13 protein-coding genes are annotated in these 12,532 nt (G+C 60.3%); 6 read left to right on the forward strand and 7 right to left on the reverse strand.

The window, feature by feature from the left end; translation table 11 throughout:
* Positions 1–52: 52 nt before the first annotated feature.
* Complete coding sequence (locus tag J2T09_RS02715) at positions 53–1,570, reverse strand: ABC transporter substrate-binding protein (RefSeq protein ID WP_306830840.1); 1,518 nt, start codon at positions 1,568–1,570, stop codon at positions 53–55.
* A 351-nt stretch (positions 1,571–1,921) separates the two neighbouring features.
* Between J2T09_RS02715 and J2T09_RS02720 the strand changes: the two genes are divergently transcribed.
* Genes J2T09_RS02720 through J2T09_RS02730 form a run of 3 tightly spaced genes read left to right on the forward strand, consistent with a single transcriptional unit; the run spans position 1,922 to position 5,192 of the window.
* The gene (locus J2T09_RS02720; protein WP_306830842.1) at positions 1,922–3,112 is read left to right on the forward strand and encodes a sialidase family protein; all 1,191 of its coding nucleotides are present in this window, start codon (positions 1,922–1,924) and stop codon (positions 3,110–3,112) included.
* 2 nt (positions 3,113–3,114) lie between these two features.
* Entirely contained in the window at positions 3,115–4,074 is a 960-nt protein-coding gene (gene pdxA / locus J2T09_RS02725; RefSeq protein WP_306830844.1) for a 4-hydroxythreonine-4-phosphate dehydrogenase PdxA, read from the forward strand.
* A complete protein-coding gene (locus J2T09_RS02730; RefSeq protein ID WP_306830846.1) occupies positions 4,071–5,192 on the forward strand; it encodes an iron-containing alcohol dehydrogenase in 1,122 nt (373 codons plus the stop codon). The genes pdxA and J2T09_RS02730 overlap by 4 nt, the downstream gene beginning before the upstream one ends.
* Before the next feature lie 80 nt (positions 5,193–5,272).
* On the opposite strand, the gene J2T09_RS02735 is transcribed toward J2T09_RS02730, so the two are convergent.
* The 6 genes from J2T09_RS02735 to araD all read right to left on the reverse strand — a co-directional run bounded on the left by J2T09_RS02735 (position 5,273) and on the right by araD (position 10,711).
* A complete protein-coding gene (locus J2T09_RS02735) occupies positions 5,273–5,611 on the reverse strand; it encodes an HNH endonuclease (protein ID WP_306830848.1) in 339 nt (112 codons plus the stop codon).
* A gap of 182 nt (positions 5,612–5,793) precedes the next feature.
* On the reverse strand, positions 5,794–6,213 hold the full coding sequence (locus J2T09_RS02740) for a hypothetical protein (RefSeq protein ID WP_306830850.1): 420 nt from the start codon (positions 6,211–6,213) through the stop codon (positions 5,794–5,796).
* 28 nt (positions 6,214–6,241) lie between these two features.
* Positions 6,242–6,946 carry a FadR/GntR family transcriptional regulator gene (locus tag J2T09_RS02745; RefSeq protein WP_306831651.1) on the reverse strand — a complete coding sequence of 235 codons (705 nt, stop codon included), beginning with the start codon at positions 6,944–6,946 and terminating at the stop codon, positions 6,242–6,244.
* A gap of 2 nt (positions 6,947–6,948) precedes the next feature.
* Positions 6,949–7,977 carry a four-carbon acid sugar kinase family protein gene (locus J2T09_RS02750; protein ID WP_306830852.1) on the reverse strand — a complete coding sequence of 343 codons (1,029 nt, stop codon included), beginning with the start codon at positions 7,975–7,977 and terminating at the stop codon, positions 6,949–6,951.
* 242 nt (positions 7,978–8,219) lie between these two features.
* The gene (locus tag J2T09_RS02755) at positions 8,220–8,945 is read right to left on the reverse strand and encodes a ribonuclease activity regulator RraA (RefSeq protein WP_306830853.1); all 726 of its coding nucleotides are present in this window, start codon (positions 8,943–8,945) and stop codon (positions 8,220–8,222) included.
* A gap of 14 nt (positions 8,946–8,959) precedes the next feature.
* Positions 8,960–10,711: an L-arabinonate dehydratase gene (araD, locus tag J2T09_RS02760; protein ID WP_306830855.1), complete on the reverse strand. Its 1,752-nt coding sequence runs from the start codon at positions 10,709–10,711 to the stop codon at positions 8,960–8,962.
* Between the two features lie 311 nt (positions 10,712–11,022).
* Here araD and J2T09_RS02765 point away from each other — a divergent pair, with 311 nt between their 5' ends.
* The 3 genes from J2T09_RS02765 to J2T09_RS02775 are packed head-to-tail and all read left to right on the forward strand — an operon-like array spanning position 11,023 to position 12,518.
* Positions 11,023–11,733 (forward strand): GntR family transcriptional regulator, encoded by a 711-nt coding sequence (locus J2T09_RS02765; protein ID WP_306830859.1) that lies wholly within the window; start codon positions 11,023–11,025, stop codon positions 11,731–11,733.
* 42 nt (positions 11,734–11,775) lie between these two features.
* Positions 11,776–12,021: a DUF982 domain-containing protein gene (locus tag J2T09_RS02770; RefSeq protein ID WP_306831653.1), complete on the forward strand. Its 246-nt coding sequence runs from the start codon at positions 11,776–11,778 to the stop codon at positions 12,019–12,021.
* Entirely contained in the window at positions 12,021–12,518 is a 498-nt protein-coding gene (locus tag J2T09_RS02775; RefSeq protein ID WP_306830861.1) for a GNAT family N-acetyltransferase, read from the forward strand. Before J2T09_RS02770 ends, J2T09_RS02775 begins: the two co-directional genes overlap by 1 nt.
* Positions 12,519–12,532: the final 14 nt, after the last annotated feature.

Raw genomic sequence — 12,532 nt, forward strand, 5'->3', positions numbered from 1 at the left:
TTTGGGCGATCCCGGTATTTGTGGTGCGGGATCGCTTCTGAGGTTGGGGTGGTTAGTTCTTGAAGCCGATCTCGGAGAGCTGCAGCATGGAGTTTGTGGCGATGCTGGGCTTGAAGTCGAGACGTTCAGAAACGCGCGAGTAACCGACCATGTGGAAGAGCGCGACGTCGGCGACGAGATCGTCGTGGACATAGGCGATCAGTTCCGACCACAGTTTTGCACGTTCGTCACCGGTGGCGGCCGAGGCGCGGGCGATCAGATCATCGACCTTCGGATCGGAGTAACCGGACTGGGTGCCCTTCGAGTCATACTTGAAGAACATGGTGAAGGACGGATCACCCTTGGAATTGTCGTGCATGGCAGCGACGATGATCGGGCCACGGCCTTCCTTGAACGGCTTCGAGTAATAGACCTCGTGTTCGGCGACTTCGACGAATTTCAGGTCGATCTTGAAGCCGACATCCTGCAACTGTGCCTGGATGGCTTCCATGATTTCCGTCACGTTCGGGAAGTTGGCCGTGCGGGCAACAACCGTGATCGGGGTGTCGACAGGCACGCCGGCAGCCTTGGCTTCTTCAAGCAGCTTCTTGGCCTGATCCGGATCGAAAGCCGGTACCTTCACATCCGGGTTCCAGCCAAGCGTGGTCGGCGGCACCAGAGCGGTGGCGAGAACGGCATCCTGCGGCACCAGCGTACCGATGAAGGCCTGGCGGTCGATGGCAAGGTTCAGCGCCTTGCGGACGCGGACATCGTTGAGCGGCGCGATATTGCCATCGATACGAAGATAGACGGTCTCGCTGTCGAGATAGGAGAAGTCGGTCTTGTCGTTGGTGGCCTCGACCTGTGAGATCGACGGTGCGAGATCCGCTTCACCGGCCTGGACCATGGCGGCGCGAACGGCCGGGTCGGAGCGGAACAGATAGGTTGCCTTGGTGACTGCAGGCTTCGTGCCCCAATAATCGTCACGGGCATCGAGAACGATCTGCTGGCCCGGTGTCCAGTTGGACAGCTTGTACGGGCCGGTGCCGATCGGTTCGCGCACGAATTCCAGCGGCGTGCCTTCCGGAACGATGGTAACGAGCGACAGAAGCAGCGGCAGGATCGGCTGAACCGGATCGACCTTGAAATCGATGGTGTTTTCATCGACGACATTCACGTCGAACTTCATGCCGCCGAAATAACGGCGGGATTCGCAGATGTTCTTGTCGCTGAAAATGCGGTCGAACGAGTATTTGACATCCTTGGCGCCGAATGTCTTGCCGTCGGAAAATTTGACGCCCTGACGCAGATGGAAACGCCAGCTGCCATCGGCAGTCTGTTCCCATTTTTCAGCCAGGCGGGGCATGACGCCCTTCTTGGTCCGCACATCGAGCTCGGTCAGCGTTTCGCTGACGTTTTCCATGATGACGCGGCCGATATTGGAGCGGGTCGCCATGCAGGGCTCGAGCAGGTCGGCTTCTTCCGGCAGGACGATCTTGATATCTGTCGACGCGGCCTGAGCCGGCGCGATGCCGGTGCCGAGTGCGAGAACGGACCCCAGCAGGGCTCCAAGCAATTTCGAAGTCTTCATGTCATTCTCCTCCCTCTGGGTGCAAACGTGCACCGCTTGCTGTTCATGACGCGCCAGCTGTTCTTAGCCGCGAGGTCTGAAGGCATTCCTCCTTGGCCCTTTGCTTCGACCGGGATGCCTCCGTCCCTTGATCGGCGCCTGTTGGGCTGATCGAGACCATCTGATTTCTTTGCAAGTTTGTCAAATTAAATATTCGGAACTGTCAATTTGTACAAAATTGCCTTTCATAAAACGATTTAATTTCAATAACATGTGTCTATTAATGTGATCGTCAATGGCAAATCGACAAATTTTTCAAACTTGACAACTTTGTTATTTGGGTGATTTTCATGGGGATAAGAGGAGACCCCGATGACGCCTGAACAGATTGCAACCGTCATGAACGGCACGGTGAAAGCCGTTGGCCCCGGACGACATGAGGCCATGTTGGCCTCGCCGATGATCCAGAACCATGCATCCTTCCTGCATCTGGCCGATGACGGCGCGCTGATCTGCGCCTGGTTCGGCGGCACGCTGGAAGGCAAGTCGGACATTTCCGTCTTCGCGTCTGTTCTCGCCGACGGTTCAGACCAGTGGGGCGAACCGCAGCGGCTGAGCTTTGACCCGAAACATTCCGAGCAGAACCCGGTTCTGTTTGCTGCTCCGGGCGGAAAGCTGTTCCTGTTTCATACCTCGCAGCCTTCCGGCAATCAGGACGAATGCCGCATCCGCATGGCGGAAGTTTTCCGCGATGCTTCCGACCCGACCAAACTGACTGCGGGCGAGGGCGACTATCTCGACCTGCCGCGCGGCTGTTTCGTTCGTGCGCCGCTTGTCGTACGCGAAGACGGCGCATGGCTTCTGCCGATTTTTCGCTGCATCCAGCGTCCAGGCCAGAAATGGAACGGCAGCCATGACCGCGCCGCGGTCGGCATTTCGCAGGATCAGGGCAAGACCTGGGTGCTCGAAGATCTCGACCAGTCGACCGGCTGCGTCCACATGGGCCCGGTCTCGCTCGGCGGGAACAGGCTGGCGGCGGTTTTCCGCCGTCGTCAGGCCGATTTTGTCTATCGCACCGAAAGCGCCGATGGCGGACGTACATGGTCCGTGCCGCAGGCGACGGATGTGCCCAACAACAACTCTTCGGTTGCCGCGATCACCCTCAAGGATGGCCGTATCGCGATGATCTGCAATCCGGTGAACGCCGAAATGTCGAGCGACCGCCGGGCTTCGCTTTACGACGAGCTGGGCGAGGATGACGACCGCCCGGATGCCAACCCGGATGGCGGCTGCGTGCCGATCTGGGGCGTGCCGCGTGCACCGGTTTCCGTCTGCCCGTCCGATGACGGGGCAAAGAGCTTTTCGCAGCGGATCGTCATCGAAGACGGTCTGGGCACCTGCATGTCGAACAATTCCATCGACGGTCACAACAAGGAAATGTCCTATCCGTGGCTGCTGGAAGGCACCGACGGCAGTCTTCACATCGCCTACACCTATTACAGGCGCGCCATCAAATATGTTCGTCTGGCCCCCGGCTGGGCCAAGACTGAAGCGGGAGAATAATCATGAGCAATATCATTGGCATCACCATGGGTGACCCGTGCGGCGTCGGACCGGAAATCACGATTCGGGCGCTGGCCGAAATGGGCGACGCGGACCGCGCCAATACCCGCATCTACGGCAACCTGCCGACGCTGGAAGCCGCCCGCAAGGCGCTCAACGTTGATATCGATCTGACCCCTTACGTCGTTGATCTGCCGATCGAAGGTGCGCCGCTGCCATGGGGCACGCTGTCGCCGGTGGCAGGCGATGCAGCCTTCCGTTTCATCGAAAAAGCGGTGCGGGATGCCGAGGCCGGTGTGATCGGCTGCGTCGTCACTGCACCGATCAACAAGGAAGCACTCAACCTTGCCGGCCACCATTACGACGGCCATACCGGCATGCTGCGCAGCCTGACGAAATCGGCGGCGGCCTATATGCTGCTGGCATCGGAAAAACTGAAGGTCATCCACGTTTCCACTCACGTTTCGCTTCAGGAAGCGATCCGTCGTGCCACCACCGAGCGGGTTCTGGCAACGATCAAGGCCGGCAACGACCACCTGAAGCGCACCGGTTATGCCGCCCCGCGCATCGCGGTTGCCGGTATCAACCCGCATTGCGGCGAAAACGGTCTTTTCGGCACCGAGGATGATGACCAGATCGCTCCGGCCGTTGCAGCGGCGCGTGCCGAGGGCATCGATGCCTATGGTCCGATCTCGGCCGACACCGTGTTCCACCGCGCCTATTCCGGCGCGTTCGATCTGGTCGTCGCGCAATATCACGATCAGGGGCATATCCCGATCAAGCTCGTCGCTTTCGATACGGCTGTGAACGTTTCCGTCGATCTGCCGATCGACCGCACCTCGGTCGACCACGGCACCGCTTTCGACATTGCCGGCAAGGGCATCGCCAATCATGGCAACATGCTGGAAGCCATCGCCTATGCCCGCAAGCTGGTGACTGGCGGTAAAGGGGGCAAGGCATGAGCACCGCTCCCGTCATCATCCTGCATCAGCCGAAGCGGCTGATTGTCGGTGCCGGCACGATCGGCGAGGTCGGTCCTTGGGCCGCAGACGTCTCCTCGACCCTGGTGATTGCAACGCCGATCACCGCTGGATTTGTCGATCGCCTGAAACTGCCGGGCAAGGTTTCTCTGTTCGATGCCATTCCCGGCGAGCCGGAAATCGCCACGCTCGATGCTGCACTGGCTGCGGCGCGCGCGGCAAAACCCGATCTCGTCGTTGGTCTCGGTGGCGGTTCGGTCATGGATGTCGCCAAGCTGGTGGCGGCGCTCTGGGATGGCGAGCAGGTGCTTGCCGATGTTGCCGGCCCAAACAAGGTCGCGGGCCGCAAGACCCGTCTGGCGCAGGTGGCGACAACGGCCGGTACCGGCTCGGAAGCCGGTATCCGTTCGCTGATCACCGACCCGGCCTCCGGAGCCAAGATCGCGGTCGAAAGCCCGTACCTGATCGCCGATCTCGCCGTGCTCGATCCGGAACTGACCTATTCGGTGCCATCAGCCGTCACCGCTGCGACAGGTGTGGATGCCATGGCGCATTGCGTCGAGGCGTTTACCAGCAAACGCGCGCATCCGATGATCGACGGTTTTGCCCGCATGGGTTTTTCGCTCGTCGGCAAATTTCTGGGCCGCGCCGTCAAGGACGGGTCGGACCGGGAGGCCCGCGAGGGCATGATGCTCGCCTCCTATTACGGGGGTATCTGCCTTGGGCCGGTCAATACGGCGGCCGGTCATGCCATCGCCTATCCGCTCGGCACGCTGCTGCACCTGCCGCACGGGCTCGCCAATGCCATCGTGTTTCCGCATGTTCTGGCCTTCAACCAGCCGGTCGTATCGGCCAAGACGGCGGAAGTGGCGGAAGCGCTCGGCCTCGGCAAGGGACTTTCGCAGGCGGATCTGAGCGCTTCGGCGCATCGTTTCTGTGCCGACCTCGGCATCGAGATGTCGCTGGCAAAACACGGCGCTACCGAAGCGGGCCTGCCGCGCTTTGCGGCCGATGCGCATGCCATTCGCCGGCTGATGGATCACAATCCGGCCGATATGAGCGTCGAGGATGTGCTCGGGATTTACCGGGCCAGCTTCTGAGGAGGCTGGTTTGGAGGAGGGAGGCGGTGCGAGCGATCGTGCCGCCTTTTTAAGTTCTGGCGGTTTCATGTGAACGTCGCTTATCGCCGTCCTCGGCCCTGCTGCGGCTCCTTTGCCGAGCCGGAGAAGCCGGCAGGCTTGCTTTTTATCCAGGCAACGAATTTCTGGATGTCGGGGTTCTCGAGGATGGCCTCGATCGTCGAAAATGACTTGGCGAGCTGCGCATTCGTGAAGACGGCATGGATCTGGTCATGGCAGACCTTGTGCAGCAGAACGGTCTGCTTGCCGCCCTTGCTTTTCGGAACAAGATGATGGGCATCTTCATCGCCGGCCGGGATCATACGTTCGCACAGGGGGCAAATCGTCGGCTGCTCCTCCACCTGCGACGAAGCGAAATCCTCTCTGATCTTGCGGGCCATCGGTCTTCTGCCATTTCTTATAGAGGATACACGCGAGCGCTCATATCGCTCTGATCGATACGGGCTCCATGCCGCCAGATACCGCTTTCGCCGCCGGGGGGCAACGATGTTCCGAAAACAGCCTTTCCTGTGATCCCGTCAAACGCTCCTGACCTTGCCGCCTTTTCGTGTTTTGCAAGGGGTTACAAAACCGGCTTTTGTTGAGGATCGGCGGCGAGAAAATCCGGGAGGGAAGGGGCCTCGTTCAGGCGTTCCTGTCGGTCGTCAATACGAAATGCGTAATCCAGTTCTCTACGGATCAAAAGCAGAAGCTGGTCCAGTTCATCGTTGAACCGATCACATCTCGCCTGCGTCCAGAGACTGGGGTCGGCTGGATATGTGGGGTTCAGATGGCTGGCATATTCTTCATCGAGACGGCGCAAGAGCGATTGCGTTTCTTCAGACAGTGAAATCATGGCTGGTTGCGAGATTTGGCCGTCGAGATCGAACGTTGCTGCATCCAGCGGCCCGCTTCTTGCGCCGAGGCGTATTGATTCCTCGCAGGCCCACAAGCAGCCTCCCGCGCCTGGGTCGAAGAAAAATCGGAGCGTGCGTTTATGCATGTGGCGCTTTATCGGCAGGCTTGATCATTTATTGATGCGACGACTGAAACAGCCTTTCGCGCGAGCCTTTCAAGTGCTCCAGCATCAGCTTTCGCGCCTCGTCCTCGTCACGGTTGGCGATGGCCGACGCAATCGCCTCGTGCTCGCCGAACACGCGCGTCAGGCCCGATGCCTCGCGCTTGATTGACGCACCGTGAAACTTCATGCCGACCGCGATATGGTCCTTCAACGCTTCCATGGCGGTCGAAAAATAGTTGTTCTGGGCGGCGCGGGCGATCGCCAGATGGAACTGGAAATCGGCGTCCTCGCGGTGTGACTGGCGGTTGGTGGCGTCGCGCAGCAGTTCCAGCGCCTGACGGATCGCCTTCAGGCTGTCGGCATCGTGGCGGGTGGCTGCTGCTGCGGCTGCGGCCGGCTCCAGCGTCAGGCGGAATTCGTAACAGTTCAAAAGGTCGGCGACGTTTTCCAGTTGCCCGAAACCGAGTGGATTGCGCAGGCCGGTGGAGCGGACAAAACTGCCCGCACCGCGGCGGGAATAGATCAGGCTCTGGTCGCGCAGGCGTTTTAGCGCCTCGCGAATGACCGGGCGCGACACCTCGAATTCGGCGGCCAGATCATGTTCGGTCGGCAGGCGTTCATCCGGCTTGTAGGCGCCGGATTTGATGGCGCGCAACATGCGCTCGAACACGATGTCGGCAAGCCCTCTGCGGGCGGTTCCCGTTTCCAGTCCCATCTTCAAATTGCCCTCCCCAGGACCATGTCCGCAATCGTCTTTAATGTGTCCGGCCCGCCGAAACCGCCCGATTTGGCGATGATGCAGCGCCCCTCGCTGGAGGCAAGGCCGAGACCGGGCAGGCATTCGCCATGCAGGGTGAAGCGGGTGACGCCAAGCGCACGCATCACCGCCTCGGCCGTTGCGCCGCCGGACAGAAGCAGTGTGCCGTTATAGTCGGCAAGGCTGTCCTTGAGACCTTCTGCCAGCGCCTCGGATGCGAGTACCGGATTGATTTCGTTTGCTCCCAGTGTGACCTGAATCAGCGTCAATGCTGCATCGGTCTCGGGTGTTCCGGTGAGTTCACCATTCGGTGCGGCAAGGTAATCGAGGTCATGGCCGGCGCGTAGAGCGTCGATCTGGGCAAGCGTGATCGGGTCGCGCGAGCCGATCACAAAAGTGGCGCGGCCGGTCGGGATCTTTGCCGGCTGTGCGTCACGTCCTGTGGTCATGCGGCGGGCCAGTGCTTCAGCCAGCCCGCGTGCGCCGATCAGCAGATCGGTGCCGTCACCCTGTGCTGCGTCGAGCACGGCATCCATGTCGGCGGGGGACCGGGTGTCGGGTGTGTTGGCGCGGGCGGCGTGGCTTCCGAGTTTTTCGGCGATCACGATCGGTGTGTCGACGCCGAAACCGCGAACAGCACCATTTTCGACGATGCGGTCGAATTCCGGGATGGCCGGTGCGACCAGTGCGCGGGAGAAGGGGATGGCGTCGAGTTCAGCGACGATATTGCCCTTGAGGCGGGAGTCGATTTTCTTGAACAGGAGCGTGCCCGAGGGCAGCAGGGCAATCACGGCTGCCGTCGTTTCGCGTGCGGCATCCGCGCCGATTTCGCGTGTGTTGAGATTGATGGAAATGACATCCGGGCGATCCGCGACGATACCGGCAATTGCTTCGCGGGCAAGCGCCACCTCGGTGCGAAGACCGCGCCCGGCAAAGGGGGCGGCACTATCGAGTGCGCCGGTCAGATCATCTGCGAGAATGGCGAGCATGTCATGGTACCACGTTTATGTTGTAATCTTTATACCACTAAAAAACCCTTGCATGTCAATATTTCATGCCGATTAGTATGACAAATTATGGTTTGCATATGCGCAAATTTCGACGGGCGCGTGAGTGCCCTGAAATTGCAGCTTTTCGAGAATTCGGGTGAAGCGTCCGGGCCGGAAACGAAAAAGCGCATGACCGGGTTGGGCCATGCGCTTCTCTTGAGCTTTTGAAAAAGATCAGGTGGTCAACGGCCGTTCGCCTTGCGCCACGCTTCGTATTTGTCGCGGAATTCATCCTTGGTCTGCGGGTAAAGCCCGATGATCGGCGTGCCGGCTTTCACCTGCTCGAGCACAAAATCCTCGTAGCTTTCCATGGCCGTGCATTCATCCGCCAGTTCCTCGGCCAGATGGGCGGGAATGACCATCACACCGTCATTGTCGCCGACCAGAACGTCGCCGGGAAACACCGCGACATCGCCGCAGGAGATCGGCACGTTGATATCTATCGCCTCGTGCAGGGTGAGGTTGGTCGGGGCGGACGGGCGGGCGTGGTAGGACGGCATCTCGAGCGCGCCGATGCCCGCCGCATCGCGAAAACCGCCATCGGTGACAACGCCGGCGGCACCCCGCAACGCAAGCCGCGTGATCAGGATCGAGCCGGCCGTGGCGGCGCGGGCATCCTTGCGGCTGTCCATCACCAGCACATGGCCCGCCGGGCAGGTTTCAATGGCGACGCGCTGCGGATGATCGGCATTGCGGAACACGGTGATGGGGTTGCGGTCTTCACGCGCCACGATGTAGCGCAGCGTGAAGGCCTGGCCCACCATGGTTTCCGTCTTCGGCGAAACCGGCACGACACCCTGGATGAACTGGTTGCGCAGGCCGCGCTTGAACATGGCCGTCGCCAGCGATGCGGTGGAAATCTTCTTGAATTTTGCGCGCGTTGTTTCGCTCAGAACGTAGTCGCTCATCGGTCTCATCCTCCTCAATAGATATCCGGTTCGCCGGCCTTCTGGCCGAACCCGGTTTCCAGAAAATCGAAATCGCAGCCCTGATCGGCCTGGGTGACGTGTTTGGAGAACATCCAGCCGTAACCACGCTGGAAACGCGGCTCCGGCGCTTTCCATTCGGCCTTGCGGCGCGCCAGTTCTTCCTCGCTCACCAGCATGTCCAATGATCGATTGGGGAGATCGAGACGGATGATGTCGCCGTTTTTCAGCAGCGCCAGCGGACCGCCGATAAAACTTTCCGGCGACACATGCAGCACGCAGGCGCCGTAGGATGTGCCGGACATGCGGGCATCGGAAATGCGCAGCATGTCGCGATGGCCCTTCTTGATCAGCGCCTTGGGGATAGGCAACATGCCCCATTCGGGAAAACCGGGGCCGCCGAGCGGACCGGCATTGCGCAGGACCAGAACATGGTCGGGCGTGACATCGAGGTTTTCGTCGTCGATCGCCTTCTTCATCTCCGGGTAGCTGTCGAACACCATGGCCGGACCTTCGTGCACATGGTACTTTGGATCGCAGGCGGCGGGTTTGATAACGCCGCCGTTCGGGCAGAGATTGCCGCGCACTACCGCCAGCGAACCCTCGTGATAGACCGGGTTGGAGAGCGGGCGGATGACGTCGTCGTTATAGACTTTTGCGCCTTCCAGATTTTCGCCCATGGTGCGGCCGGTGACGGTCATGACCGAAAGATCCAGCCGGTCTTCCATCTGTTTCATCAGCGCCCGCAACCCGCCGGCGTAGAAAAAGTCCTCCATCAGATAGTCCTTGCCCGAAGGGCGGACATTGGCGATGAGAGGCGTGACGCGGCCAAGTGCATCGAGATCGTCGAGCGTCAGATCGACACCGGCACGGCGCGCCATGGCGATCAGGTGCACGACGGCATTGGTGGAACAGCCGGTGGCCATGGCGACGATCGCGGCGTTGCGGCAGGCTGCATCGGTGACGATTTTATCCGGCGTCAGATCTTCCCAGACCATGTCGACGATGCGGCGGCCGCAGTCCGAACCCATGCGCTGGTGGTTGCTGTCGACGGCGGGAATGGATGAGGCGCCGGGCAGCGTCAGGCCCATGGCATCGGCGATTGCCGTCATGGTCGAGGCGGTGCCCATGGTCATGCAGGTACCGGCCGAGCGGGCAATGCCGCCCTGTACGCCCAGCCATTCCTCGTCGGTAATGTTGCCGGCGCGGCGCTCGTCCCAGTATTTCCAGCCATCCGAACCGGAACCCAGAATTTTGCCGGCGTAATTGCCGCGCAACATCGGGCCGGCGGGAAGATAAATCATCGGCACGCCGGCCGAGATCGCGCCCATGACGAGCCCGGGCGTGGTCTTGTCGCAACCGCCCATCAGCACCACGCCATCGAGCGGATGGGCGCGGATCATCTCTTCCGTCTCCATGGCCAGCATGTTGCGGTAAAGCATGGATGTCGGTTTCAGCGAGCTTTCATCCAGCGACAGCGACGGCATCTGCACCGCAAAACCGCCGGCCTGAAAGATGCCGCGTTTGACGTCCTGCACGCGTTCCTTGAAATGCGCGTGGCAGGTGTTGAGTTCTGACCATGTGTCGAGCACGCCGATGACGGGCTTGTCGCGAAACTCTTCTTCCGAATAACCAAGTTGCATCATGCGCGAACGGTGGCCGAAGGATCTGAGGTCGTCGGGCGCAAACCAGCGGGCGCTACGCAGGTCTTCTGGTTTCTTTGTCTTGGGCAGGGAACTGCTGGACATGGCAATCAACCTTTTTGCAGGCGCGGGAAGGGGCTTCCCGACATGCCCCACCGGATGGGTGCGGCTATCGATAATTTTCTGGAGGTGACAGGATAAAGCCGGCTAGGATGCCATGTCGGTCACGACAGGTGTTCTCTCGCCGCGTATCAGCAGTCGCATCGGTTCCTCCTCCATGATGCGGGCCGCGCAGGTGCTGCCCGCTTTTCGCCTCTCCCAAAGCGAACAAGGGCATTGAAGCACTAAAACATCAGTGCATCAACCCGAAAACTGTGTTTTAATGCAGGCGACGAACGAACGGGTGGAAATATCGCATGAGTGAAATGGCGAAGGGTGGCGGAATGGTTCGGGGCGGACAACTGGATCGCTCGCGGCAGGTGGCGCTGCAGGTGCATGAAATTTTGCGGGAGCGCATTCTGAAAGTGGAACTGGTGCCCGGTACCGTTCTGTCACGCTCCAGCCTGCAGATGGAATTCGGGGTCAGCCAGACGCCGGTGCGTGACGCGCTGATGCGGCTGCAGGAGGAGGGCATGGTCGATGTCTATCCGCAATATGCAACCGTCGTCGCCAAGATCGATATCAACCATGCAAGGCAGGCGCAGTTTCTGCGGTTGTCGATCGAGCTTGAGGCCGTGCGGCGGCTGACCGAGGATCGTTCCACGACCACGGCTGCCGAACTGAGTGAGATCCTGTTGAGACAGCGGGCCGTTGCGACGCCCGAAACCCATGACCGGTTCGATGAGATCGACCGCGAATTCCATCGTCATCTTTACGAGCGGATGGGCATGGAACAGCTCTGGGCGAATGTGCGGCGTCAGAGCGTGCATCTCGACCGGCTGCGGCGGTTGAACCTGCCCATGCCCGGCAAGATGCAGACGGTGCTGGCCGACCATGAGGCGATCGTCGATGGCATCCGTTCCGGCAAGGTGGAGGCGGCGACGGCGGCGCTTCGAAAACATCTGTCCGGCACGCTTTCCATCATCGATGTGATCAGCGCCGAGTTTCCCGATTACATTCGCCGCTGAACCGTTCTATGAGAGGCAACTTTTTGAACGGGACTTGAGATGATGCAGAAACCCTGGAACAAGCCGGTTGTCGTGATGATCGGCGAACCGCCGGTCGAAACCGCGATCGAGACGACACAGGCAGCCTCATGGGCGATGATCGAGGATTGGCCGATCGAGGATGAACCGGCGTGCGACAAGGCGCTGCTGATCTTTGCCGAGGTCTCCAAGGGCAAACGTGCGGATGAGGATGCGCGCCAGGCCTTTCTGGCCGCCGCCGTCGAGGCCGGCATTCTGGTGCGCAAGTGATGACCGAGCCTTTGTTTCGCCATGCCGTGCCGACGGATGCGGCGCGTTGTTATGAAATCGAGATTTCCGCTTACGAGGGTGACGAGGCGGCGACGCTCGAAAAGATCGCCCTGCGCATCGGTGACTATCCTCAAGGGTTTCTGGTGCTGGAGGTCGATGGTGGGATCGTCGGTTTCATCAACAGCGGCTGTGCTGAAAACGTCGTGATGTCCGACGAGGATTTCAAACAGCTGATCGGGCATGACCCGGACGCGCAGAACGTGGTCATCATGTCGGTGGTGATCGATCCGGCCTTTCAGGGACAGGGTTATTCGTCACGGCTGATGCGCGAGTTTATCCGCCGCATGGAAGGGATGGGCAAAAAGACCATTCATCTCATGTGCAAGGAGCAGCATGTCGGGCTCTACGAAAAGTTTGGCTATCGGTACGTGAGACCATCCGATTCCGATCATGGCGGAATGGCTTGGCATGAGATGGTGATGGATTTGCCGCGATAAGTGGTGATCCTCAT

Origin of the sequence: Neorhizobium huautlense, assembly GCF_030811685.1 — a bacterium.
Taxonomy (GTDB): domain Bacteria; phylum Pseudomonadota; class Alphaproteobacteria; order Rhizobiales; family Rhizobiaceae; genus Neorhizobium; species Neorhizobium huautlense_A.